Origin of the sequence: Streptomyces sp. NBC_00376, from assembly GCF_036077095.1 — a bacterium.
In the GTDB taxonomy this organism is placed as follows: Bacteria; Actinomycetota; Actinomycetes; order Streptomycetales; family Streptomycetaceae; genus Streptomyces.
On record NZ_CP107960.1, the window covers coordinates 6,721,008 to 6,745,301 of the forward strand.

At 70.8% G+C, this 24,294-nt stretch carries 26 protein-coding genes; 15 read left to right on the top strand and 11 right to left on the bottom strand.

Features of this window, described 5'->3' with window-relative positions:
• A complete protein-coding gene (locus OG842_RS30340; RefSeq protein ID WP_266736358.1) occupies positions 1-714 on the top strand; it encodes a VIT1/CCC1 transporter family protein in 714 nt (237 codons plus the stop codon).
• Positions 715-816: 102 nt separating this feature from the next.
• Here OG842_RS30340 and OG842_RS30345 read toward each other — a convergent pair whose 3' ends face one another.
• Together OG842_RS30345 and OG842_RS30350 are read right to left on the bottom strand one after the other, a co-directional pair.
• Positions 817-1,365: an NACHT N-terminal Helical domain 1-containing protein gene (locus OG842_RS30345; protein ID WP_328512577.1), complete on the bottom strand. Its 549-nt coding sequence runs from the start codon at positions 1,363-1,365 to the stop codon at positions 817-819.
• Complete coding sequence (locus tag OG842_RS30350) at positions 1,347-1,517, bottom strand: hypothetical protein (RefSeq protein ID WP_323185879.1); 171 nt, start codon at positions 1,515-1,517, stop codon at positions 1,347-1,349. Before OG842_RS30350 ends, OG842_RS30345 begins: the two co-directional genes overlap by 19 nt.
• A gap of 149 nt (positions 1,518-1,666) precedes the next feature.
• Here OG842_RS30350 and OG842_RS30355 point away from each other — a divergent pair, with 149 nt between their 5' ends.
• From OG842_RS30355 to OG842_RS30365, 3 genes are read left to right on the top strand one after another with little or no spacing between them, the layout of a single operon-like run.
• Positions 1,667-2,545 (top strand): sterol desaturase family protein, encoded by an 879-nt coding sequence (locus OG842_RS30355; RefSeq protein ID WP_266736357.1) that lies wholly within the window; start codon positions 1,667-1,669, stop codon positions 2,543-2,545.
• Positions 2,542-3,231 carry a lysoplasmalogenase gene (locus OG842_RS30360; RefSeq protein WP_266736356.1) on the top strand — a complete coding sequence of 230 codons (690 nt, stop codon included), beginning with the start codon at positions 2,542-2,544 and terminating at the stop codon, positions 3,229-3,231. The genes OG842_RS30355 and OG842_RS30360 overlap by 4 nt, the downstream gene beginning before the upstream one ends.
• 21 nt (positions 3,232-3,252) lie before the next feature.
• Positions 3,253-4,296, top strand: coding sequence for a zinc-dependent alcohol dehydrogenase family protein (locus OG842_RS30365; RefSeq protein ID WP_266736354.1), 1,044 nt, complete (start codon positions 3,253-3,255; stop codon positions 4,294-4,296).
• Here the strand turns inward: OG842_RS30365 and OG842_RS30370 are convergent.
• Positions 4,286-5,800 carry a CoA transferase gene (locus tag OG842_RS30370; protein ID WP_266736352.1) on the bottom strand — a complete coding sequence of 505 codons (1,515 nt, stop codon included), beginning with the start codon at positions 5,798-5,800 and terminating at the stop codon, positions 4,286-4,288. The two genes, OG842_RS30365 and OG842_RS30370, sit on opposite strands and share 11 nt — an antisense overlap.
• Positions 5,801-5,898: 98 nt before the next feature.
• A complete protein-coding gene (locus OG842_RS30375) occupies positions 5,899-7,434 on the bottom strand; it encodes a S8 family peptidase (protein WP_323185877.1) in 1,536 nt (511 codons plus the stop codon).
• A 291-nt stretch (positions 7,435-7,725) separates the two neighbouring features.
• Here OG842_RS30375 and OG842_RS30380 point away from each other — a divergent pair, with 291 nt between their 5' ends.
• From OG842_RS30380 to moaA, 3 genes are all read left to right on the top strand, one after another.
• Positions 7,726-8,091 (top strand): DUF485 domain-containing protein, encoded by a 366-nt coding sequence (locus OG842_RS30380; protein ID WP_266736351.1) that lies wholly within the window; start codon positions 7,726-7,728, stop codon positions 8,089-8,091.
• Positions 8,088-9,728, top strand: a complete 1,641-nt coding sequence (locus OG842_RS30385; protein WP_266736349.1) for a solute symporter family protein — start codon at positions 8,088-8,090, stop codon at positions 9,726-9,728. Before OG842_RS30380 ends, OG842_RS30385 begins: the two co-directional genes overlap by 4 nt.
• 192 nt (positions 9,729-9,920) lie before the next feature.
• Positions 9,921-10,910: a GTP 3',8-cyclase MoaA gene (moaA, locus tag OG842_RS30390; protein WP_266736348.1), complete on the top strand. Its 990-nt coding sequence runs from the start codon at positions 9,921-9,923 to the stop codon at positions 10,908-10,910.
• Positions 10,911-10,918: 8 nt separating this feature from the next.
• Here moaA and OG842_RS30395 read toward each other — a convergent pair whose 3' ends face one another.
• A complete protein-coding gene (locus OG842_RS30395; protein ID WP_266736346.1) occupies positions 10,919-11,182 on the bottom strand; it encodes a hypothetical protein in 264 nt (87 codons plus the stop codon).
• 238 nt (positions 11,183-11,420) lie between these two features.
• Positions 11,421-11,786 (bottom strand): DUF3099 domain-containing protein, encoded by a 366-nt coding sequence (locus OG842_RS30400; RefSeq protein WP_266736344.1) that lies wholly within the window; start codon positions 11,784-11,786, stop codon positions 11,421-11,423.
• A 246-nt stretch (positions 11,787-12,032) separates the two neighbouring features.
• Between OG842_RS30400 and OG842_RS30405 the strand changes: the two genes are divergently transcribed.
• Positions 12,033-12,308: a GlsB/YeaQ/YmgE family stress response membrane protein gene (locus OG842_RS30405; RefSeq protein ID WP_266736342.1), complete on the top strand. Its 276-nt coding sequence runs from the start codon at positions 12,033-12,035 to the stop codon at positions 12,306-12,308.
• 75 nt (positions 12,309-12,383) lie between these two features.
• Here OG842_RS30405 and tyrS read toward each other — a convergent pair whose 3' ends face one another.
• The 3 genes from tyrS to OG842_RS30420 form a co-directional block, all read right to left on the bottom strand.
• A complete protein-coding gene (tyrS, locus tag OG842_RS30410; protein ID WP_266736340.1) occupies positions 12,384-13,649 on the bottom strand; it encodes a tyrosine--tRNA ligase in 1,266 nt (421 codons plus the stop codon).
• Positions 13,650-13,714: 65 nt separating this feature from the next.
• Positions 13,715-15,109 carry a metallopeptidase TldD-related protein gene (locus OG842_RS30415; protein WP_266736339.1) on the bottom strand — a complete coding sequence of 465 codons (1,395 nt, stop codon included), beginning with the start codon at positions 15,107-15,109 and terminating at the stop codon, positions 13,715-13,717.
• Positions 15,106-16,629: a TldD/PmbA family protein gene (locus OG842_RS30420; protein WP_266736338.1), complete on the bottom strand. Its 1,524-nt coding sequence runs from the start codon at positions 16,627-16,629 to the stop codon at positions 15,106-15,108. Before OG842_RS30420 ends, OG842_RS30415 begins: the two co-directional genes overlap by 4 nt.
• Positions 16,630-16,860: 231 nt before the next feature.
• Here OG842_RS30420 and fabG point away from each other — a divergent pair, with 231 nt between their 5' ends.
• The 3 genes from fabG to OG842_RS30435 all read left to right on the top strand — a co-directional run bounded on the left by fabG (position 16,861) and on the right by OG842_RS30435 (position 18,898).
• Positions 16,861-17,580: a 3-oxoacyl-[acyl-carrier-protein] reductase gene (gene fabG, locus OG842_RS30425; protein WP_266736337.1), complete on the top strand. Its 720-nt coding sequence runs from the start codon at positions 16,861-16,863 to the stop codon at positions 17,578-17,580.
• Between the two features lie 5 nt (positions 17,581-17,585).
• On the top strand, positions 17,586-18,353 hold the full coding sequence (gene fabI / locus OG842_RS30430; protein WP_266736335.1) for an enoyl-ACP reductase FabI: 768 nt from the start codon (positions 17,586-17,588) through the stop codon (positions 18,351-18,353).
• Positions 18,354-18,520: 167 nt separating this feature from the next.
• Positions 18,521-18,898: a hypothetical protein gene (locus OG842_RS30435; protein WP_266736334.1), complete on the top strand. Its 378-nt coding sequence runs from the start codon at positions 18,521-18,523 to the stop codon at positions 18,896-18,898.
• Between the two features lie 257 nt (positions 18,899-19,155).
• Here OG842_RS30435 and OG842_RS30440 read toward each other — a convergent pair whose 3' ends face one another.
• Complete coding sequence (locus OG842_RS30440; protein WP_266736333.1) at positions 19,156-19,830, bottom strand: FadR/GntR family transcriptional regulator; 675 nt, start codon at positions 19,828-19,830, stop codon at positions 19,156-19,158.
• A 186-nt stretch (positions 19,831-20,016) separates the two neighbouring features.
• On the opposite strand from OG842_RS30440, the gene OG842_RS30445 reads away from it, so the two are divergent.
• From OG842_RS30445 to OG842_RS30460, 4 genes are all read left to right on the top strand, one after another.
• Positions 20,017-21,330 carry a CynX/NimT family MFS transporter gene (locus tag OG842_RS30445; RefSeq protein ID WP_266736332.1) on the top strand — a complete coding sequence of 438 codons (1,314 nt, stop codon included), beginning with the start codon at positions 20,017-20,019 and terminating at the stop codon, positions 21,328-21,330.
• A gap of 26 nt (positions 21,331-21,356) precedes the next feature.
• Positions 21,357-21,467 (top strand): SGM_5486 family transporter-associated protein, encoded by a 111-nt coding sequence (locus tag OG842_RS30450; protein ID WP_323185911.1) that lies wholly within the window; start codon positions 21,357-21,359, stop codon positions 21,465-21,467.
• Between the two features lie 170 nt (positions 21,468-21,637).
• A complete protein-coding gene (locus OG842_RS30455) occupies positions 21,638-21,844 on the top strand; it encodes a hypothetical protein (protein ID WP_266736330.1) in 207 nt (68 codons plus the stop codon).
• A gap of 74 nt (positions 21,845-21,918) precedes the next feature.
• Complete coding sequence (locus tag OG842_RS30460; RefSeq protein WP_266736329.1) at positions 21,919-22,437, top strand: SixA phosphatase family protein; 519 nt, start codon at positions 21,919-21,921, stop codon at positions 22,435-22,437.
• Between the two features lie 156 nt (positions 22,438-22,593).
• Here OG842_RS30460 and serB read toward each other — a convergent pair whose 3' ends face one another.
• Entirely contained in the window at positions 22,594-23,880 is a 1,287-nt protein-coding gene (gene serB / locus OG842_RS30465) for a phosphoserine phosphatase SerB (RefSeq protein ID WP_266736327.1), read from the bottom strand.
• Positions 23,881-24,294: the final 414 nt, after the last annotated feature.

Sequence of the window (24,294 nt, forward strand, 5' to 3'; positions counted from 1 at the left end):
GTGACGGATACCCAGGCGCACGACGAACCGCACGGCAATGGCCTCGGCACGCGGCTGAACTGGCTGCGTGCCGCGGTCCTCGGCGCCAACGACGGGGTGGTCTCCACCGCGGGCCTGGTCGTCGGCGTGGCCGGTGCCACCGGCGACCGCGGTGCCCTGCTCACGGCGGGCCTGGCCGGACTGCTGGCCGGGTCCATGTCGATGGCGGCGGGCGAGTACGTGTCGGTCTCCACCCAGCGCGATTCGGAGATGGCCGCGCTGGCGACGGAGAAGCGGGAGCTGAAGGAGGCCCCCGAGGCGGAACTGGTCGAGCTGACCGGCCTGTTGGAGGGCAAGGGCCTGAGCCACGAAGTCGCCAGGGAGGCGGCCCTCCAGCTCACCGAACGCGATGCGTTGCGCGCCCACGCGGTGGTGGAGCTGGGCATCGACCCGGACGAGCTGACGAACCCGTGGCACGCGGCCGGCGCGAGCTTCCTGGCGTTCACGGTCGGCGCGCTGCTGCCGCTGCTGGCGATCGTGCTGCCCCCGTCGTCGCTGCGGCTCCTGGTGACCGTGCTGTCCGTACTGGCCGCGCTGGCCCTGACGGGCTGGTGGAGCGCCCGCCTGGGCGAGGCACGGGTGGGGCCGGCGGTGCTGCGGAACATGGCCGGGGGAGCGCTGGCGATGGCGGTGACCTATGGGGCGGGGGAGTTGCTGGGTGCGGTGGGGGTCTGAGGGTTTAGCCGGGCCGTACGATCCGCTCGGGCGGGAAGAGGTCGGTGCCGATGGCCCTCGTCTCGCTGCCGAGGGTGATCCTGAGTCCGTCGAGACCGGCCGTCACCGTGGCCGGGTGTTCCATCCAGTCCTGCCGGGCACCATTACCGCTGACCGAAAGGCTGATGCAGGCCGTCTCCAGCGGCCACTCGGCCGCCGACCGCCCGAGCGCCAGCCCGAACAGGCCCATCCGGCAGTGCGTCGCGGCCATGAACTCCGCGTACCGCCGCTCGAAGTCCAGGGCTGCCGCGTCCGGGCGCGGGCCGACCCGTTCCGTACGTCCTCCACCAGCTCCCGCGTCCGCTGCGCCGCGCGGGCCTGCTCCACCGCCGCGCGCGCCGCGAAGGACGGCTCGGCGGTCAGCTGCTCCACGACATGTACGCAGCACCGGCCGAGCAGCTCCCCGTACAGCCCGGCCGCGCGCTCCGACAGCCCCGCGGCGGGCGGCGGCAGCTCGGCGGCCAGCCGCTCCGGATCGAGGTCCATGGCGAACAGCCGGTCCGCCGTCAGCTCGCCCGCCGCCGCGAAGGCGTCCCGCACCGCCTCCACGGCGGCCGGCCGCTCGTGCTCCGGCAGTCCGGCGCAGGAGTCCATCAGCCGGCCGCCGAGCACCTTCGCCAGCCGGTCCGGTTCGGCCGGGCGGGGGAGGGGCGCACCGGGTCCCGGACCAGGCCCGCGCCGGGCTTCGGCGTCACCAGTGACCTGGTGACCGTGCCGATCACCGTGGTGGCCGGCCGGACCAGCGCAACTTCCAGACCCTGCAAGGCAGTTCCTTCCCCCTGGAAGCTCCAGCGCAGGGATCGTACGACGTCCGCACTGTCAGAAGTCACCAAAGACTGCTGACGCCGCGTCTCGCATACTTGTTGGTAACTACGTCTAGTCCCGGGCCGACCTGCGGCTCTACGGTGCAGGCATGCCGACGAACCTGCCCGATGTAGTCCTCTGGTCCATACCGGCCTTCGTCCTGCTCACCGTGCTGGAAATGGCCCTCCACCACTTCCACCCCGACGAGGACGCGGCCGGATACGAGGCGAAGGACGCCGTCACCAGCATCACCATGGGGCTGGGCAGCCTGGCCTTCGACCTGCTGTGGAAAGTGCCCATCGTCGCGATCTACACCGCGGTCTACGAGCTGACCCCGCTCCGCGTCCCCGTGCTCTGGTGGACCGTGCTGCTGATGCTGCTCGCGCAGGACTTCTTCTACTACTGGTCGCACCGCGGCCACCACGTCATCCGGATCCTCTGGGCCTGCCACGTGGTCCACCACTCCAGCCGGAAGTTCAACCTCTCCACCGCGCTGCGCCAGCCCTGGACCTCGCTGACCGTCTGGCCGTTCTACCTGCCGATGATCGCGTGCGGAGTCCATCCGGCGGCGCTCGCCTTCTGCTCGTCGGCGAACCTCGTCTACCAGTTCTGGGTGCACACGGAGCGCATCGACAAGCTCCCCAGGCCCTTCGAGTACGTACTGAACACGCCCTCCCACCACCGGGTGCACCACGCCTCGCAGGGCGGCTACCTGGACCGGAACTTCGGCGGCATCCTGATCCTGTGGGACCGGTTCTTCGGGTCCTTCACCGCCGAGACCGAGCGGCCCGTGTTCGGGCTCACCAAGAACATCGACACCTTCAATCCGCTCCGCGTCGCCACCCACGAGTACGCCGCCATCGCCCGTGACGTGCGGTCGGCGGGCAGCTGGAGCGAGCGGGCCGGGCGGATCTTCCGCGGGCCCGGCTGGCAGCCGGCCGGAACGGCAGCCCGTAAGGCCGCCCCCGCCCAGGAGAGCGCCGGATGAGCGCGGACGCCGTACCGGACCGGCGGGAGCGCCTCGTACGCCCGCTGTTCATCGCCTTCCTCGTGGCCTCGGCCGTCGACCTCGTCGGCCTGCTCGCCGACGTCCCGGCCGCCCACGTCGTCGCCAAGCCGCTGCTGATGCCGCTGCTGGCGGGGTACGCCGCCGCCCGGCGCGGGCCCCGGCTGCTCGTCGCGGCGCTGCTGTTCGGCTGGGGCGGCGACACGTTCCTGCTGCTCGACGCCGATGCCGCCTTCCTCGTCGGGATGGGCTCCTTCGCCGCGGGTCACGTCTGCTACCTGTGGCTCTTCGGACGGGCGCGCGGTTCGCTGCCCGCCGCGATCGCGTACGCCGTCGTCCTGACCGCCTTCGTCGTGCTGCTCTGGCCCGACCTGCCCGCGGATCTGCGGATCCCGGTGACCGGCTACAGCCTGCTGCTCACGGCGATGGCGTTCCGGGCCGGCACCCTCGGCCGGTACGCGGCCGCCGGCGGGGCGCTCTTCCTGCTCTCCGACGCGCTCATCGCCACCGGCATCGCGGACTGGCCGCAGCTGCCCGCCCCCGACTTCTGGATCATGCTCACCTACATCGCCGCGCAGTTCCTGCTGACCGTCGGAGTGCTCGCACCGGGGCCGAAATGGGGCGGTGTCACTCCCGGGGCGTACCGTGAACGAAGTATCAGCAGCTGAGAACGGCAAGGACCCCCACGCATGCGCGCCACCGTCATCCACGCCCCCCACGACATACGCGTGCAGGAGGTGCCCGACCCCACGGTCCAGCGGCCCACCGATGTGGTGCTGCGGGTCCTGCGGGCCTGCATCTGCGGCAGCGACCTGTGGGCGTACCGGGGCGAGTCGGCCCGGCAGCCGGGCCAGCGCATCGGGCACGAGTTCCTCGGGATCGTCGAGGAGGCGGGTTCCGAGGTGGCCGGCTTCGCCGTCGGTGACCTCGTCGTCGCCCCGTTCGTCTGGTCCGACGGCACCTGCGCCTACTGCGCCGAGGGGCTGACGACCTCCTGCCCGCAGGGCGGGTTCTGGGGCTCCGTCGGCTCCGACGGCGGGCAGGGCGAAGCCGTGCGCGTCCCGTACGCCGACGGCACGCTGATCAAGCTCCCCGCCGCCGCGGCCGCCGACGACCACCTGCTCACCGCGCTCCTGGCCCTGTCCGACGTGCTCGGCACCGGACACCACGCCGCCGTCGGCGCGGGCGTGAAGCCCGGATCCACGGTCGCGGTCGTCGGTGACGGGGCGGTCGGGCTCTGCGGCGTCATGGCCGCAAAGCGGCTCGGTGCCGAGCGGATCATCGCGCTCGGCCGCCACCGGGCACGCACGGACATCGCCCGCACCTTCGGCGCCACGGACGTCGTCGCCGAACGCGGCGAGGCAGCCGTCGAAGCCGTACGGGAACTGCTCGGCGGCGAGGGCGCACAGGCCGTGATCGAGGCCGTCGGCACCGAGCAGTCGATGCGCACCGCGGTCGGGATCACCCGCGACGGCGGCTCCATCGGCTACGTCGGCGTGCCCCACGGCAGCGGCACCGGCCTGGACCTCGGCGTCATGTTCGACCGGAACATCGCCCTGCGCGGCGGCGTCGCCCCCGTGCGCACATACATCCCGGAGCTGCTCCCCGACATCCTGGCCGGCACGATCGACCCCTCGCCCGTCTTCGACCTGACCGTCGGCCTCGACGACGTCCCGGCCGGCTACAAGGCGATGGACGAGCGCACGGCGCTGAAGGTGCTCATCAAGCCGTGAGCCAGGCGGTCGCGTCCGCCCCCAGCGGGCCGGGCGGGCGCGACCAGTCGGCGGGGGAGCCGTCGAAGGCGACCGGCGGCAGCGCGTGCCGCAGCCGGCCCAGCGGGCCGTCCGTCTCGGTGAGCCACTTCTCCGGGTCGTACGACGGATCCGCAGCTGTGGCCGCCGCCGTATCCGTATCCGCGTCCGGCTCCCGGCGGGCCGGGAGTTCGTCGAGCAGCCAGGCGGCGGTGCGGGCGAGCGAGAGCGTGACCAGCCGGGAGCCGCCCTCGTCGTGCTGCTCGGTCAGCGCCCGCAGCACGGCCGCGGCCAGCAGATAACCGGTGCCGTGGTCGAGCGCCTGGGCGGGCAGCGCCCCGGGCCGACCCCCGGGCCCGGCGGCCTCGACGGAGGCGATGCCGGTGGCCACCTGGACCAGGCTGTCGAAGCCGCGCTGCCGCGCCCACGGACCGTGCCCCCAGGCCGAGAGCCGCCCGATCACCAGCCCCGGCCTGCGCGCGGCCAGGGACTGGGGCGTCAGCCCGAACCGCTCGACCGAACCGGGCCGGTAGCCGATCACGACCACGTCCGCGTCGGCCAGCAGCCCGTCGAAGGCCGCCCTGCCGGAGCGGCCGGCGAGATCCAGTTCCACCGAGCGCTTCCCGAAACCGGTGTCGCTGTGCGCGTCCGGGCTCTCCGGCAGCTGCGGGGCGTCGATCCGCAGGACATCCGCGCCGAGCAGCGCGAGCGTACGGGTGGCGACCGGCCCCGCGATGACCCGGGTGAGGTCCAGCACGCGCAACCCGGCGGCGGGGAGCAGCGGTTCACCGGTGAGCGCCGCGGTCCGGCGCACCGGAGCGCCGTCGATACGGTCCCTGCCCACCAGCGGTGTGCCCGCGAGCGCCGCGCCCCGAGGATCGGCCGCCCACTGACCGGGCGTACGGGCGGCCACGGCCAGACCACCCGCCGCGTACACCGTCCGCTCGATCTCGTCGCTCGGGCGCCCGGCGAACGAGGCGGCGGCGGTGTCCACGGCGACGTCGTCCGGGGTGTCCGCGGGCAGCCCCAGCGTGGCGAGCAGCCGGGCCCGGTGGTGCGGGTAGTTGGCGTGTGTGCGCACCCAGCCGTCGGCCGTGCGCCAGAACCGGGACAGCGGGGCGAAGGTGGTCGCCGCGCGCCCGTCGATCCGCAGATGGCGCTCGCTGGTGAACGCCGTGGCCACCGCGCCGTCGTCGATCCGGACCCGTGGCACGGTGTGCCCGGTGCGGCGCGCGGCCAGTTCGGCGGCGGCCAGCGAGCAGACCGTGACGGTGGAACGGGCCAGCTCCATGACGGGCAGCCGGGCGGGAAGGAGCCCGTCGGAGCCGCCCGTCCCGAGGTGCGCGGAAGACCCGAGGTGTGCAGAAGACCCGAGGTGTGCAGAAGACCCGATGCGCGCCGAAGACCCGATGTGCGCGAGGAGCGCGAGGTCACCGCCGAGCGCCGCCCAGGCCTGCTCGGTGCCGGACAGAGGTGCGTGATTCATCCCCGCACTATGGCACTGAGTGCCACCAGGCGGGAAGGGGCCCGGGAGGGGCCGACCGGAGACTCCGGACCGGCCCCTCCCACCACGCCGCGTTCCGACTACCAGCGGACCGCGTTCAGTGCGTTCACCACACCGGCGCCGTAGAAGCCGTTGCGGTTCTTGCCGCCCTCGCAGACGGCGTCGATCTTGCCGTCGCCGTCGATGTCGTACGGGGCACCGCACGCGGTGGCGTCGGCCTCGGCGCTCAGCAACGCCTTCACCGCGGCCGCCGAGGCGTGCGGGTGCGTCGACTTGATCAGGGCCGCGACACCCGCGACGTGCGGGGAGGCCATCGACGTACCGGCCTTGTAGCCGTACTTGCCGTCCGGCAGCGTGGACAGGATCAGGCCGCTCGTGGCCGGCGGGGCGGGCGTCTGGTAGACCGTGGAGTCGCCGCCCGGGGCCGCGACGTCGATGACGCCGTTCCCGTAGTTCGAGTACGAGGCCTTCAGGCCCTTGGCACCGGTCGCGGAGACCGTCACGACGCCCGGCAGCTGCACCGGGATGTCGAGGCACTCACGCGGGTTGATCGTCCGGGTGACGGCCGAGGTGTCGTTCGGGCTGGTGGTGTCCTCGATCGCGTCGGAGGCCAGGTCGAAGCTGCTGTTGCCGGCCGAGGCGATGTTGACCGTGCCCTTGCTCTCCGCGTACCGCGTGGCGCGCGTGACGGCCTCGACCAGGGCGCCCTGGTCCGGGTCGTTCTTGCAGTTGAACATCCACGGGTCGGTGTAATAGCTGTTGTTGGTGACATCGACACCGTGCTCGGCGGCCCAGACGAAGCCGCAGACGATCGACTCGGTGTAGAAGAAGCCGTCCGGGTTCGCCACCTTGATGCCGGCGACCTTGACGCCCGGGGCGACACCCGTCACCCCTACGCCGTTCTTCGCGGCGGCGATGGTGCCCGCGACGTGCGTGCCGTGGTTGCTCTCGGTCGGCGCCGAACGCCAGGCCCCGTCCGTGGTGTCCGGCGCCCCGGAGACGCAGCTCGCCGACGCCTTGCGGTCGAAGTTGGGTGCCAGGTCCGGGTGGGTGTCGTCGACACCCGTGTCGATGACCGCGACCGTGACCTTGCTGCTGCCGAGCGTCCGCTTGTGAGCCTGGTCCGCCTTGATGGCGGGCAGATCCCACTGCAGGGGCTCCATCGGATCCTGGTCGCCCGTCGCCTCGGCCGACGCGGCCTTCGCCTGCGCGGCGGTCAGCGGCTGCTCGACCCCGGTGTCCGTGGTGGCCTGGGGAACGATCGGGTTGGTGCGGGTGGCCCCGGCCGAATCGACACCCTTGACCCGGCGGATCGACTGCGCGAAGTCCGGGTTCTGCGAGTGGACGACGATGACGCCTATCTGCTCGTAGGCGACCACCACCGTGCCGCCGGCCGCGGCTATCGCCTTCTTCACCTGCTTGACGGTCCCGTGGCCGCCCCGCGTGTTGACCACGTACGAGAGCTTCGGGCCGTCCGTCGACACCGCAGCCGCGGGCTGCGCGTCCAGGGGTGCGGCAGAGGCGGCCGCAGTCGGCAGGAAGCCGAGCGAAGCCGTGAGTGCCAATCCGACGGGCAACGACAGTGCGCGCGTCCGTCTGGATCCCAGATGAGCCATGGGGTCTCCACATCATCCGTACCGGTCGACCGGACACGGGGCGCATCCAGTCGCGTACATGACGAGGAAGTTATCGCTGATCAGCCCCGCTGTTCAATGAGTTCGGGGGACCGGGTTCGGCCGGACGGACGTGAAACGGCGCCTGGGAGAAGTACGGAGCCGCGATGAACCGCTTCGCCGCGCACTCCGTGCCGTTGTCGGGGGAGGTGCACCGACACCCCCCGGCACCCAGCGTTCCCAGTGAGATCCACCGTCACCGACACCACCGCACCCGCGTCGTGAGGAGATTCCGTGGCTACCGATGCACCCCCGCCCGAGGCCAGTACGGAGACCCGCCCCGCCCCGCCCACCACCGAGGACTTCATCGAGATGCAGGAGAGCGGGGAGTTCGGTGAACTGCGCCATTCGTACCGCTCGTTCGCCTTCCCGCTGACCATCGCGTTCGTCCTCTGGTACCTGCTCTACGTGCTGCTGTCCAACTATGCGGGCGGCTTCATGGGCACCAAGGTGTACAGCAACATCAACGTGGCCTTCGTGTTCGGCCTCGCCCAGTTCGTCACCACCTTCCTCATCGCCTGGTTCTACTCACGGCACGCGGCCGCGAAGCTCGACCCGAAGGCCGAGGCCATCAAGTCCCGTATGGAGGCCGACGCATGAGCGCCGCGTACCACTCGCACACCGCCGTTCAGCTGGCCGCCTCCTCGACCACCGAGCACCGGCCGCTGATCATCACGCTGTTCGCCGTGTTCGTCGCCGCGACCCTGGGCATCACCGTCTGGGCCGGACGGCAGACCAAGAGCGCCTCCGACTTCTACGCGGGCGGCCGCCAGTTCACCGCCTTCCAGAACGGACTCGCGGTCTCCGGCGACTACATGTCCGCCGCGTCCTTCCTCGGCATCGCCGGCGCCATCGCCCTCTTCGGCTACGACGGCTTCCTGTACTCCATCGGCTTCCTCGTCGCCTGGCTCGTCGCCCTGCTGCTGGTCGCCGAACCGCTGCGCAACTCGGGCCGCTACACGATGGGCGACGTCCTCGCCTACCGGATGCGCCAGCGCCCCGTCCGCACCGCCTCCGGCGTCTCCACCATCGTCGTCTCGATCTTCTACCTGCTGGCCCAGATGGCGGGCGCGGGCGTCCTGGTCTCCCTGCTCCTCGGCATCACCAGCGACGCGGGCAAGATCCTCATCGTCGCCCTCGTCGGCGTACTGATGATCGTGTACGTCACCATCGGCGGCATGAAGGGCACCACCTGGGTACAGATGGTCAAGGCCGTACTGCTCATCGCCGGCGCCCTCCTGATGACCTTCCTGGTGCTGCTGAAGTTCGACTTCAACATCTCCGACCTGCTGGGCACGGCCGCCGAGAAGAGCGGCCACGGCGCGGCGTTCCTGGAGCCCGGCCTCAAGTACGGTGCCACCGGCACCTCGAAGCTGGACTTCCTCTCGCTCGGCATCGCCCTGGTCCTCGGCACCGCCGGCCTCCCGCACATCCTGATCCGCTTCTACACGGTGCCGACCGCCAAGGCCGCCCGCAAGTCGGTCAACTGGGCCATCGGCATCATCGGCGCCTTCTACCTGATGACGATCGCCCTCGGCTTCGGTGCCGCGGCCCTCATCGGCCCCGACGAGATCAAGGCGAAGAACCCGGCCGGCAACGCGGCCGCACCGCAACTCGCCGAATACCTCGGCGGGGTCGGCACCACCGGCGGCGCCGTGCTGCTCGCCGTGATCTCGGCCGTCGCCTTCGCCACCATCCTCGCCGTCGTCGCAGGACTCACGCTCGCCTCCTCGTCCTCCTTCGCGCACGACATCTACGCCAACGTCATCCGCAAGGGGAAGGCGACCGAGAAGGAGGAGATGCGGGCGGCCCGCTGGGCCACCGTTCTCATCGGCGCGGTCGCGATCGCCCTGGGCGCCTTCGCCCGTGACATGAACGTCGCCGGACTGGTGGCGCTGGCGTTCGCCGTCGCCGCCTCCGCCAACCTGCCGACCATCCTCTACAGCCTCTTCTGGAAGCGGTTCACCACCCAGGGCGCGCTCTGGTCGATCTACGGCGGTCTGGCGACCTCGGTGATCCTGGTGCTGTTCTCGCCGGTCGTCTCCGGCAACCCGAAGACGTCGATGTTCAAGGGCGTCGACTTCGCCTGGTTCCCGCTGGAGAACCCCGGCCTGATCTCCATCCCGCTGGGCTTCCTGCTCGGCTGGATCGGCTCCCTCCTCTCGAAGGAGGAGCCGGACAAGGGCAAGTACGCCGAACTGGAGGTCAAGTCCCTCACCGGCGTCGGAGCGCACTGAGCGAGCTGCGCCCCGGGCGCCCCTCCCGCTCGGCGGCCGTGTCGTAGGGTCCTACGACACGGCCGCGCCGCACCTCGTGTCAAACGGGCCCCGCCGATGTCACAGCTCTCGCGTAGTCTCGGAGAAGTCAGCCGGAAGGGCCGTACGGAGAGCGGAATCGGCGCCGGGAAACAATCGGGGGAGGGGGCCCACATGCTCATCGACACCTACGACCGGGTAGCCACCGACCTCCGCGTCTCGCTGACCGACCGGTGCAACCTGCGGTGCACGTACTGCATGCCGGAAGAGGGCCTGCAATGGCTGGCCAAGCCCGACCTCCTCACCGACGACGAGATCGTCCGGCTGATCGGCATCGCCGTCACCCGGCTCGGCATCACGGAGGTCCGCTTCACCGGCGGTGAGCCGCTGCTGCGCCCCGGGCTCGTCTCCATCGTCGAGCGGTGCGCCTCCCTGGCCCCCCGCCCCAGGATGTCGCTCACCACCAACGGCATCGGTCTGCAGCGCACCGCCGCCGCACTCAGGGCCGCGGGTCTCGACCGGGTCAACGTCTCGCTGGACACCCTGCGCCCCGACGTCTTCAAGACCCTCACCCGCCGCGACCGCCACCACGACGTGCTGGCCGGTCTCGAAGCCGCCCGCGAAGCCGGGCTCACCCCGGTCAAGGTCAACACCGTCCTGATGCCGGGGCTCAACGACGACGAGGCCCCCGAGCTGCTCGCCTGGGCCGTCGAGCACGGGTACGAGCTCCGCTTCATCGAGCAGATGCCGCTCGACGCCCAGCACGGATGGAAGCGCGACGGCATGATCACGGCAGGCGACATACTCCAGTCGCTGCGCACCCGCTTCACCCTCACCGAGGAGAGCACCGGGGAGCGCGGCTCCGCCCCCGCCGAGCGCTGGACGGTCGACGGCGGCCCCCACCGGGTCGGCGTCATCGCCTCCGTCACCCGCCCCTTCTGCCGGGCCTGCGACCGCACCCGGCTCACCGCCGACGGCCAGGTGCGCACCTGCCTCTTCGCCCGCGAGGAGACCGACTTGCGCGGCGCCCTGCGCTCGGACGCTCCGGACGAGGAGATCGCCCGGATCTGGACACTCGCGATGTGGGGAAAAAAGGCCGGATCCGGTCTGGACGATCCGTCCTTCCTCCAGCCCGACCGGCCCATGTCGGCGATCGGCGGCTGACCGGCCCGTCAGCCGCGGCCCTCGTCCCGGTCGTCGGCGCGCGACTCCCACTCCGCGAGCGTCACGACTTCCTTGAGGAAACTCCTGACGTCCAGGAACGAGGAGAGGTGCTCCCGGTGCTCCTCGCAGGCCAGCCAGGTCTTGCGGCGCTCCGGGGTGTGCAGCTTCGGGTTGTTCCAGGCAAGCACCCATACGGCATCGGCCCGGCAGCCCTTGGCGGAACAGATCGGAGCGGCGGCGGCGCTGTCGGCCGCGGTTTCAGGGGAGTTCACGGACTCAACCCTAGGGCCTGTCATCGAACTGCAGTCGTCTCCCGAAGAGCGGCAGCGGCCGCAGAAAAAACGACGCCGAGCAGCCACGGGGGGAGCTGCCCGGCGTCGGTCCGTCGCTCCGACGGGGGATGCGGAGCGCCTACGAAGTATGTCACGCAGACCGGGGTGCGGTGCACCGTAACTTCACGATTGATCTGAGGTTTTCTTGAGCCTCGGGTGCAGTACGCACCCAACCGGCTCAGGCCGATTCCCCGCCACGGCGCACCCCGTCACCCTCCGGACCGGGTTCCGCTCCACCGGCCACCGGCGCCGCGTCGAGCACCGGCCGCATCGGCGCCGGTACGAACGTGGACGGCAGCGAAGGGGTGTTCTCCCGGCCCGCGTTGGCGATGACCACGGCCACGTAGGGAAGCAGCACCCCGAGCGCGAGCGCCACGATCGCGACGTAGCGCTCGACGTTCCACAGCACCGCGGCCAGGATCACCGAGACCGTCCGTACGGACATCGAGATCACATAGCGCCGCTGCCTGCCGCGCACATCGTCCGCGAGCCCCTGCCGGGCCCCCGTGATCCGGAAGACCTCGCCGCCGCTCTGCTTCCGCATCACGTCTCCATCACCCTTCCCCCAGCGCCTGACGGGCCGGGGGCACCTCATTCCCGCGCCGGACGCTCCCCGGACCGGACCGGAACCACGGTACGCCCGGCGCCCCGCGGCTTCGAGACCGGGGCACACCCTGTTCGTACATATCGGTATCCGTGCCGCACGTACGGCCCCTCCGGCATGCGGCGTACGCCGCACGGGCCGAGACTGGGCCCACATGCGCGACATCGCGTCGCACGAGGAGGCGACATGGGCTGGTTGTGGGCAATCATCGTGGGTCTGGTGCTCGGTCTGATCGCGAAGGCGATCCTGCCGGGCAAACAGAACATCCCGCTCTGGCTGACGATCATCTTCGGCATCATCGGCAGCGTCCTCGGCAACTCCGTCGCCACCTGGATCGGTGTCAACGACACCAAGGGCATCGACTGGATCCGCCATCTGCTCCAGCTGATCGGTGCGGTGGTCGTCGTCGGCGTCGGCGACATGCTGTGGGCCTCGTTCCGCCGCCCCAAACAGAGGACCTGACCCACCGGGCACCCGAACGCGACTCGGCCGGACACGCTTCACGCGCGTCCGGCCGAGTCGCCGATGCGTCCGGGATCAGCCGGTGACCTCGATGGCGGCGAGGTTCTTCTTGCCGCGGCGCAGCACCAGCCAGCGCCCGTGCAGCAGCTCCTCGCGGGCCGGTGCGCTCTCGCCGTCCGAGACCTTGACGTTGTTCACGTACGCACCGCCCTCCTTCACCGTGCGGCGGGCGCCGGACTTGCTCGGCGCCAGGCCGACCTCTACCAGGAGGTCCACCAGCGGGCCGAGTTCGGTGACCTGCGCGTGCGGCACCTCGGACAGTGCGGCGCTCAGCGTCGCCTCGTCCAGCTCGCCGAGCTCACCCTGGCCGAAGAGCGCCTTCGACGCCGCGATGACCGCGGCGCACTGATCGGCGCCGTGCACCAGAGTCGTCAGCTCCTCGGCCAGCGTGCGCTGCGCCGTCCGGGCCTGCGGACGCTCCTCGGTGACCTTCTCCAGCTCCTCCAGCTCCGCGGGGCTGAGGAAGCTGAGGACACGCATGTACCGGGAGATGTCCCGGTCGTCCACGTTCAGCCAGAACTGGTAGAAGGCGTACGGCGTCGTCATCGTCGGGTCGAGCCAGACGGCCCCGCTCTCGGACTTGCCGAACTTGGTCCCGTCCGCCTTCGTCATCAGCGGCGTCGCCAGTGCGTGAACCTCGGCGCCCGGCTCCAGGCGGTGGATCAGGTCGAGACCGGCGGTGAGGTTGCCCCACTGGTCGCTGCCGCCCTGCTGGAGGGTGCAGCCGTAGCGCCGGTACAGCTCCAGGAAGTCCATGCTCTGGAGCAGCTGGTAGCTGAACTCGGTGTAGCTGATGCCCTCGTCGGACTCCAGCCGCCGGGCGATGGACTCCTTGGTCAGCATCTTGTTGACACGGAAGTGCTTGCCGATGTCCCGGAGGAACTCGATCGCGGACATGCCCGAGGTCCAGTCGAGGTTGTTCACCATGACCGCCGCGTTCTCGCCCTCGAAGGACAGGAACGGCTCGATCTGGGACCGCAGCCGCGTCACCCAGCCGGCGATCGTCTCCGGATCGTTCAGCGTGCGCTCCGCGGTCGGCCGCGGGTCACCGATCTGACCGGTGGCCCCGCCCACCAGGGCGAGCGGCCGCAGACCGGCCTGCTGGAGCCGGCGCATGGTGAGCACCTGCACCAGATGGCCGACATGCAGACTCGCCGCGGTGGGGTCGTAGCCGCAATAGAAGGTGACAGGACCGTCCGCGAGAGCCTTGCGCAGTGCGTCCTCGTCAGTGGACTGGGCGAACAGCCCACGCCACTTCAGCTCGTCGACGATGTCCGTCACGGTTCCGTGTCTCCTCGTGGTGCGTACGGGTACGGGTAATGGCTTTCCCGCTCAGTCTAGGCGGGTCAGACGCCCGGACTCACCGAGCTCATGTTGAAGTCCGGGATCCGCAGCGCGGGCATCGCGGCCCGGGTGAACCAGTCGCCCCACTCGCGCGGCAGCGTCTTCTCCGTACGGCTCGCCTCCGTGGCCCGCGACAGCAGGTCCACCGGCGACTCGTTGAACCGGAAGTTGTTCACCTCGCCGACGACCTCGCCGTCCTCGACGAGATACACCCCGTCGCGGGTCAGCCCGGTCAGCAGCAGGGTGGCCGGATCGACCTCGCGGATGTACCACATGCAGGTCAGCAGCAGCCCGCGCCCGGTCGTCGCGGCCACCATCTCCTCCAGCGACCGCTCACCGCCGGCCTCCAGCACCAGGTTGTCGATGGCCGGCGCGACCGGCTGCCCGGTCAGCCCCGCCGTGTGCCGGGTGGTCGTCAGGTGGTCCAGCCTGCCGTCCCGGATCCAGTCGGTCGGGGCCAGCGGCAGGCCGTTGTCGAAGACGGAGGCGCTGTCCCCGGAGGCGTGGGCGATCACGAACGGCGCCGACTCCAGTCCCGGTGCGTTCGGGTCGCTGCGGAGCGTCAGCGGCAGCCCGGAGAGCTGCTCGCCGATCCTCGTCCCGCCGCCCGGCTTGGAGAACACCGTCCGGCCCTCCGCGGCGTCCCGCGCGGCCGAGGACCACAGCTGGTAGATCAGCAGATCGGCGACGGCGGTCGGCGGCAGCAACGTCTCGTACCGCCCGGCGGGCAGCTCGATACGGCGCTGTGCCCAGCGCAGCCGCTGCGCCAGTTCCGCGTCCAGCTCGGCCGGGTCGACATCCTTGAAGTCGCGTGTCGAACGGCCGGCCCAGGACGAACGGGTGCGGTCCGGGGACTTGGCGTTGAGCTCCAGGGTGCCGGTCGGCTGGTCGTGGCGCAGCCGCAGCCCCGTCGACGTACCGAGGTAGGTCGAGGTCAGCTCGTGGTTGGCGAAGCCGTACAGCTCACGGCCGCCGGAGCGGGCGCGGGCAAATGCTTCGCCGAGCGCCGGGGCGAACTCGGCGAAGACGTCCGAGCCGGTCTCGGCCGGTGCGTCCGTGAAGTCGGGCGACACGGGCACCCCGGTGACCAGCGGCTGCGCGTCCTCCGCCGGACCGGCCCCGCGCGCCGCGGCCTCGGCGGCCCGCACCAGCGGCTCCAGGTCGTCGGCGGTGACCGCGGACCGCGACACCACACCGGACGCGGTGCCCTGCGCACCGTCGACGGTCGCGATGACGGTCAGGGTCCGTCCCCGCGTCACCCCGTTCGTCGTGAGCGCGTTGCCGGCCCAGCGCAGGTTCGCGGACGACTCCTCGTCGGCGATGACCACGCAGCCGTCGGTGGTGGACAGTTCGAGCGCCCGCTCGACGATCTCGTGCGGCTTGCTGACGCGGCTCATCGTCCGGCCTCCTGCGTCGTATTGAGGATGTTCACGCCCCGGAAGAGGGCGGAGGGGCAGCCGTGCGAGACGGCCGCGACCTGGCCCGGCTGGGCCTTGCCGCAGTTGAAGGCGCCGCCCAGGACATACGTCTGCGGGCCGCCGACTTTCTCCATCGAGCCCCAGAAGTCCGTCGTCGTGGCCTGGTACGCGACGTCGCGCAGCTGCCCGGCCAGCCTGCCGTTCTCGATCCGGAAGAACCGCTGCCCGGTGAACTGGAAGTTGTAGCGCTGCATGTCGATCGACCAGGACCGGTCGCCGACCACATAGATACCGCGCTCCACCCCGCCGATCAGGTCCTCCGTGGACAGACCGCCCGGATCCGGCCGCAGCGACACATTGGCCATCCGCTGGACGGGGACGTGGCCCGGCGAGTCCGCGTACGCGCAGCCGTTGGAACGGCCCAGCCCGGTCAGCTTCGCGATCCGCCGGTCCAGCTGGTACCCGACCAGCGTCCCGTCCTTGACCAGGTCCCAGGACTGCGCCTCGACACCCTCGTCGTCGTACCCGATGGTCGCGAGCCCGTGCTCGGCGGTGCGGTCACCGGTCACATTCATCACGGGGGAGCCGTACGTCAGCTTCCCCAGCTGGTCGAAGGTGGCGAACGAGGTCCCGGCGTACGCCGCCTCGTACCCCAGCGCCCGGTCCAGCTCGGTGGCGTGGCCGATCGACTCGTGGATGGTCAGCCAGAGGTTGGACGGGTCGACGACCAGGTCGTACGTTCCCGCCTCGACGCTCGGCGCCCGCATCTTCTCGGCCAGCAGCCCGGGGATCCGCGCCAGCTCGTCGTCCCAGTCCCAGCCGGTCCCGGTCAGGTACTCCCAGCCGCGGCCCACCGGCGGGGCGATCGTCCGCATCGAGTCGAACTCACCGGTCGTGCCGTCCACGGCGACCGCGGTGAGCTGCGGATGCAGCCGCACCCGCTGCTGGGTGGTGACGGTGCCCGCCGTGTCCGCGTAGAACTTGTTCTCGTGAACGGTCATCAGTGAGGCGTCAACATGCGCGACGCCCTCGGCGCCCAGGAGCCGGCCGCTCCACTCGGCGAGCAGCCCCGCCTTCTCCTCGTCCGGCACCTCGAACGGATCGATGTCGTACGCCGACACCCAGGTCCGCTCGCCGTGCACCGGCTCGGCCGCCAACTCCACACGCTCGTCCGAGCCGGCGGCCGCGATCACCTTCGCCGACAGCTTCGCCATGGCGACGGCCTGCGAGGCCACCTTCGCCGCGGCGTCCATCGTCAGGTCCACCCCGGACGCGAACCCCCACGCCCCGCCGTGCACCACCCGCACCGCGTAGCCGAGATCGGTGGTGTCCGAGGACCCGGAGGGCCGGGCGTCCCGCAGCCGCCAGGACGCGCTGCGCACCCGCTCCAGACGGAAATCGGCGTGCACGGCACCCAGCGCACGCGCGCGGGCGAGCGCCGCGTCGGCGAGGGCCCGCAGCGGCAGGGCCAGGAACGACTGATCTACCTCGTGGGGCACAGGAGATTCCCTTCTCGATACACCACGGCAGTGAACCATGCCGGACGGTGACCGTACCGGGGATACCGGATCCCGCCCGGCGCGGCCCGGACAGGGCGCGGTCCGAAGGGCGACCGTCTGTAGGAACCCCACAGTGCCCGGGGGAAGGCGCTGTCAGGGGGCGATTGCTCGCGGAGCTCCTGGTACCGATAGGTTTTCGATGTACCAGACCGCTAGGGAAAGGGTGATCCGTTGAGCCGCTCGGTTCTCGTCACCGGAGGAAACCGGGGCATCGGCCTCGCCATCGCCCGCGCTTTCGCCGACAACGGCGACAAGGTCGCGATCACCTACCGCTCCGGCGAGCCGCCCCAGGAACTCACCGAAGCGGGCTGCCTGGCGGTCCGTTGCGACATCACGGACGCCGAACAGGTGGAGCAGGCCTACAAGGAGATCGAGGAGAAGCACGGTCCCGTCGAGGTGCTGGTCGCCAACGCCGGTATCACCAAGGACCAGTTGCTGATGCGGATGTCCGAGGACGACTTCACGTCCGTCGTCGACACCAACCTCACCGGCACCTTCCGGGTCGTCAAGCGCGCCAACCGCGGCATGCTGCGCGCCAAGAAGGGCCGCGTCGTCCTCATCTCCTCCGTGGTCGGACTGCTCGGCTCGGCCGGGCAGGCGAACTACGCCGCGTCCAAGGCGGGTCTGGTCGGCTTCGCCCGGTCGCTGGCCCGTGAACTCGGTTCGCGGAACATCACTTTCAACGTCGTCGCACCCGGTTTTGTCGACACCGACATGACGCAGGTGCTCACCGAGGAGCAGCGCAAGGGCATCGTGTCCCAGGTGCCGCTCGGCCGTTATGCGCAGCCCGAGGAGATCGCCGCCGCGGTGCGCTTCCTCGCCTCCGACGACGCGTCGTACATCACTGGAGCCGTCATCCCCGTTGACGGCGGATTGGGCATGGGTCACTGATCACCATGAGCGGAATTCTCGACGGCAAGCGCATCCTCATCACAGGTGTGCTGATGGAGTCGTCCATCGCTTTCCATGCCGCGAAGGTGGCCCAGGAACAGGGCGCCGAAGTCATCCTGACCGCCTTCCCGCGGCCCACGCTGACGGAGCGCATCGCCAAGAAGCTGCCCAAGCCGGCCAAGGTCATCGAGCTGGACGTGACCAACACCGAGCACCTGGACCGGCTCGCCGGTCTGGTGAAGGACGAGCTCGGCTCGCTCGACGGCGTCGTCCACTCCATCGGCTTCGCGCCGCAGGACGCGCTCGGCGGCAACTTCCTCAACACCCCGTTCGAGTCCGTCGCCACCGCGATGCACGTCTCGGCGTTCTCGCTGAAGTCGCTCGCCATGGCCTGCAAGCCGCTGATGAACGACGGCGGCTCGGTCGTCGGCCTCACCTTCGACGCGCAGTTCGCCTGGCCGCAGTACGACTGGATGGGCCCGGCCAAGGCCGCGCTGGAGGCCACCTCCCGCTACCTCGCCCGTGACCTGGGCAAGGACGACATCCGCTGCAACCTGGTCTCCGCCGGTCCGCTCAAGTCCATGGCCGCGAAGTCCATCCCGGGCTTCACCGACCTCGCGGACGTGTGGAACACCCGCTCCCCGCTGTCCTGGGACATGACGGACCCGGAGCCGGCCGGCCGTGCCATCGTCGCGCTGCTCTCGGACTTCTTCCCGAAGACCACGGGCGAGATCATCCACGTCGACGGCGGCGTGCACATCATGGGTGCCTGACCCCGTACGACGGGCCCTGACACAGCCGCGTACCGCCTGGGAACAGGCGGTACGCGGCTGTTTCGTGTACGGGCCCGGCTCCGGCCCGCTCAAGTCGAAAAGACGGTCGATCCACCGCAGAATGTGGTGAACCGGACTTCGGTTCAGGCTACGGGGAGGAGGTCGCTGTGCGCGCCATACGCCGCCGGACCTGCGCCCTGCTGGCGGCCTCCATAGCCGTCGCCGGACTCGCCGCCCCGGTGGGGATATCCGTGGCGGGGCGGATGGGAGCCGGGGCGTCCACCCCCGCCGCTCCCACCCCCGACCCCGCCGGAGCCGAATGCCGTACGTCGGTCCGGGGCTCCCGGGTCGTCGCCTACTGCCACAACCCGTACCCCTCCACCGACCGCGTACAGCTGCACACCGAATGCCGCCGCTGGTGGGACGTGGACGCCGACGCCACCCCGGTCGACGTGGGCCCAGGGCGGACCGTGCGGATCGACGACCGCTGCTGGAAGGAAGTCGGCTCGGCCTGGGTCACGCACCAGGTGCAGGGCGCGGTCTAGGGCCTCTCGTTTGGATCACGCCGGGCTCGCGTGCCCCGGCACCGCACCTCGCCGCGTTGTCGTCGGTCGACGACGCGCCTTCCCCAAGCTCTCGGCTCCGCTCGAGCAGGGGAGACCCCCCCCCGACTCCCTCCTCCGCCTTGCGATGCACGGCACCGGACCCCGCTCCCTGATCCGGCGTGATCCAAACGGAAGACCCCAGGGCCACCGGACGGGCATCGGACCCGGTCCGCCGGACAGCCCCACGCACGCGGGCCTCAGACCTGGTCCACGAGACAGCTCAGCGCGTGGCTCGCGGCCTCGGCCGCCGCCGTCTCCCCGTCACCCGCCCGGATCGCCTCGACCAGCCGGCCGTGGTCCATGTGGTTCTCCGGCCGCAGCTCATGACCGATGTCGCCCCGGAGATAGTCGCGCAGCAGATCGCCCAGATCGGCGTAGAGCCCGGTCAGCACGTCGTTGTGCGAGGCGGCGACCACCGCCAGATGCAGCGTCGCGTCCGCCGCGACGAACGCCTCGGCGTCGCCTGCGGCCCAGGTCTCCTCCCGGCGCGCCATCAGCGCGTCCAGCTGCTTCAGATCCCGCTCGGTGCGCCGGGCGGCGGCCAACCTCGCCGCCGACGACTCCAGGGTGGACCGCAACTCGGCGACATGGCGCGGATCGGCGGAGGCGAAGCGGCGGTGCATCACCCCGGCCAGCTCGCTGGTGGCGACGACATAGGTGCCCGAACCCTGCCGGATGTCGAGCAGACCGTTGTGCGCGAGGGCGCGCACGGCCTCCCGGACGGTGTTGCGGGCCACCCCCAGCTGCTCCACCAGCTCGGGCTCGGTGGGAATGCGGGAACCCACGGGCCACTCGCCCGAGGTGATCTGATTCCTGAGCTGGGCAATCACCTGGTCGGCGAGGGCCGAACGCCGCGGAGACGTCAGCGTCATGGTGCTCCTTGGTCGGGTTGCTGGGGTGATGGGGAGTGATGAGGAGTGGTGAAGAGTGGTGAAGGGGGTGAGGGATGGTGACGGGGACGGGAGTCGTCTGCAGTTGCGGTGCCTGGAGCGAATCGTCTCAGAGGGGCTCCCGGCTGATTGGACAATCAATCATCCCATGATTCTATGATGGGCCTCATGCCCGACGACGAGACCCGGCCCCAGACCCGGACCCTGACCCCCGCCACCACGGTGGACGCCCTTACGAAAACCCCGGCCGCACAGACCCCGCAGGCCCCCCGGACGGCACCGGCCGCCGACGGGGCCTCTCCCTGGCTCCTCCGGCTGGTCGTCGTCGGGCTGGTCCTCACCGCGCTCAACCTCCGCCCCGCCATCACCAGCCTCGGCGCCCTCCTCGAAGAGGTCCGCGACGGGCTGCACATGAGCGGCAGCGTCGCCGGTGTCCTGACCTCCGTACCGCCGCTCTGCTTCGCGATCTTCGGCATCATGGCGCCGCGCCTGGCCCGCCGCTTCGGTCCGGGCGCGGTGGTCTGCGCCGGCATGACCGCCATCACCGCCGGTCTGGTCATACGGCCGCTCGTCGGTGGTACGGCCGGCTTTCTCGCCGCGAGCGCCCTCGCCCTCATGGGCATCGCCGTCAGCAACGTCCTGATGCCGGTGATCGTCAAGCGCTGGTTCCCGGACCGGGTGGGCTCCATGACCGGGCTCTACTCGATGGCCCTGGCCCTGGGCACCTCGCTCGCCGCCGCGGTGACCGTGCCCATGACCAGCGCGATGGGCGGCAGCTGGCGGCTGGGGCTCGGCGTCTGGGCCGCGCTCTCCGCCGTCGCGATCCTGCCCTGGATCCCGGTGGTACGGGACCGGCGCGGCGCCCCGGCGCAGCAGGCCGCCCAGCAGCAGGGCGCCCCCGCCCTGAAGATCACCCGCAGCCGTACCGCCTGGGCCCTCGCCTGCTTCTTCGGGCTGCAGGCCACCGCCGCGTACATCACCATGGGGTGGATGCCGCAGATCTTCCGCGACTCCGGGGTCTCGGCCGGTACGGCGGGTGTGCTGCTCGCCGTGACCATGGCGATGGGCGTGCCGCTCGCCTTCGTCATCCCGGGGGTCGCGACCCGGATGAAGAACCAGGGCGCGATCGTCGTCTTCCTCGGCAGCTGCGGCCTCATCGGCTACGCGGGCCTCTACCTGGCACCGGCCGGCGGGGCCTGGGCCTGGGCGGTGCTCCTGGGCATCTCGAACTGCTCCTTCCCGCTCGCCCTGACCATGATCGGCATGCGGTCCCGCACCGGCGCGGGAGTGGTCCGGCTGTCCGCGTTCGCGCAGTCCGTCGGCTATCTGATCTCGATCCCGGGACCGCTGCTGATCGGTGTGCTCTACCAGCACAGCGGCGGCTGGGAGCTGCCGATCGCGCTGATGGCGGGCCTCATGGTGCCGCAGATGGCGGTCGGAATCCTGGCCGGGCGGGACCGGACCATCGAGGACGAATGCTGAAGTGCGAGACTGGCTCCATGTCTCCTGTGCTCGACCCGAATCCCCAGAACGGTCAGAAGAAGCTCCTCGCCGTGCTCGGGGCGATGCTGCTCATCACCGTGATCGTCGCAGTGATCGCCTCGATCGCGTCCCCCTGAGCCTGAGCCGCGCACTGAGCGGCCCGGCCGCCGGCCCCCGATGGTAGGGCTGGCACCACCATCCCCTAGGGGGCCAGGGTCAGGGTGAAGTGGGTGGGTCGCCGGATGGGCCCGGCGGCCCGGGATCCGTAGGTTTTCGGTATCGGTACCGAAGACCCACGGAGGCGGACATGCCGGCCCGAACGCACACCCCGACCATCCACCCGGCCACGGGCAGCGTCGAGGTCCGGCTGCCGTGGTGGGCCGTCGCGCTGCCCGCGATCGCGTTCGCCGCACTGCTGCTGCTGATCATGGGATCCGGCGAGGCGCACGCCGCGACCGCCGACCCGGCGATCAGCCGGTTGCTCGCGCGAATCGTGGCCCTGGTGACCGGCTGACGTCGCCCGCGCACCCCGTGGAAGCCCGTCAACACCCTGCGCCGGGCGGCACATTTCATGCGAAGCTGAGGTGTATGAGCGTCGATACACCTCGCAGGATCGTCCTTCTCAGGCATGCAAAGGCGGAATGGTCGCAGGACTCCGACCACGAGCGACCGCTCGCGGAGCGCGGCCGCAAGGATGCCCCCGTCGCGGGCCGCCGACTCGTCGACTCCGGGATCGTCCTCGATCTGGCCCTCTGCTCCACAGCGGCCCGGACGCGCGAGACGTGGAAGCTGGCCGTCCACGAGATGCCGCAGCGCCCCAGGACCGTGTACGAGGACCGGCTGTACGAGGCATCTCTCGGCGAGCTCATCGCGCTGATCAACGAGACCCCCGACGACGTGCACAACCTCCTGGTCATCGGCCACAACCCCGGCATGCACGCGATCGCCGACGCCCTCTCGGAATCGTCCGAGGGCGACGCCCTGGCCCGGATGACCCGCGGCGGCTTCCCCACCGCCGCCTTCGCGGTCGTCGAGTTCTCCGGCTCCTGGAAGGGCGTGGAGCACGGGGTGGGCAAGCTGGTCGAGTACTGGACGCCCAACGACTGACCAATGACTGACCAACGACTGATCCCGCTGTCGTACGGAGCAGGGCCCCGGATACGGAAAGCACCGGGGCCCTGCTCCGTTCGCGCGACCGTGCCGTGCGCACCCGAGGACGCGTCGGACGTACCTCCGACCGTGCCGGGCGCCCGCGCGGGCGCGTCAGTCGACGAGACCGTCGGCGGCCTCGACCTCCTCGCGGGTGATGCCGAGCAGATACAGCACGGTGTCCAGGAACGGCACGTTCACCGCGGTGTGCGCCGCCTCGCGGACCACCGGCTTGGCGTTGAAGGCCACCCCGAGCCCGGCGGTGTTCAGCATGTCCAGGTCGTTCGCACCGTCACCGATGGCGACGGTCTGCGCCAGCGGCACCCCGGCCTGCTCGGCGAAACTGCGCAGCAGCCGGGCCTTGCCGGCCCGGTCGACGATGTCGCCGACGACCCGTCCCGTGAGCTTTCCGTCGACCACTTCCAAGGTGTTGGCAGAGGCGAAGTCGAGCCCGAGCCGTTCCTTCAGATCGTCGGTGACCTGGGTGAACCCGCCCGAGACCACTCCGACTTGGTAGCCGAGCCGCTTCAGCGTACGGATCAGGGTGCGCGCGCCCGGCGTCAGCCGCACCTCGGAACGCACCTTGTCCACCACCGACACATCGAGCCCGGCCAGCAGCGCCACCCGCGCGTGCAGCGACTGCTCGAAGTCGAGCTCACCGCGCATCGCCTGCTCGGTCACCTCGGCGACCTTGTCCTCGCAGCCCGCGTGGGCGGCGAAGAGCTCGATGACCTCGTCCTGGATGAGCGTCGAATCGACGTCCATGACGACCAGCCGCTGCGCCCGGCGGCTCAGCCCGGCCGACACCACCGCGACATCGACACCGATGCCCGCGGACTCCGTCGCCAGCGCGGTCCGCAGCTCCTCGGTCGCGGCGCCGGACACCGCGAACTCGACCGCCGTGACCGGGTACTTCGCGAGCCGGAAGATACGGTCGATGTTGCCGCCGGTGGAAGTGATCTTGGCCGCTATGGCGGCGGTCGACTCCGCGGTCAGCGGGTGCCCGAGCACCGTCACATGGGAACGCCCGTGGCCACGCGGCCGGTTGTCACCGGTACCGGAGATGATCTCGGCCTGGAGCTTCAGCGAATCTGCCCAGCTGTGCACGGTCGCCCGCAGGTCGCCCTCGGTGGTGCCGCCCGCGGTCGGGGCGGTGACCAGTACGCACAGGACGATGCGGCCACGGGTGACGACCTGCTCGATGTCGACGACATCGACCGAGTAGGCGGCGAGGGTGTCGAAGAGCCCGGCGGTGATACCCGGGCGGTCCTTCCCGAAGATCTTCACGAGAAGGGTGGGGGTGTCTGCGCCCCGAGGGGACTCGGGGGGCTCACTACGGGGCCCGGGGGATTCAGGGGGCTCAGGAGACGAGGAGGACCGAGGTGGCTGAGATGCGCTCATGGTGCTTCCACCGTATCGGTCCGTGCCGGGGCTCCGGGTGCCCGTCCCGAGGACCGGACAGCGCGTCGGACCCGTACCCCGCCCGGGGCACGCCGGCGGTGACGGACCGCGCGCGTCCGGATCCAGCCAGTGGTCGCGGAGGGGACGCGGCGGACTCGGGGGCGGCCGGGACGTGGCGGGCAGGGGTGACCGGGATGCCCCGGTCACCGATGATTCGTGCGTACTCGGGCCGCTTGCCGCGCCCTGCTCCCTTTGGCCGCGCGCCGCCGCCCCCTGTTCGTGTCGGCACCGTAACGATGCAGGTCTCGGCAGCGTCTTCGCCCCGCCCGACTTTCGTATCGGGGACTGCTCCTGGAATAGTTCCTCACGATGTTCAGCATCCCTAGGCCCCCTGCGACGGGGGCGATTCGGGGG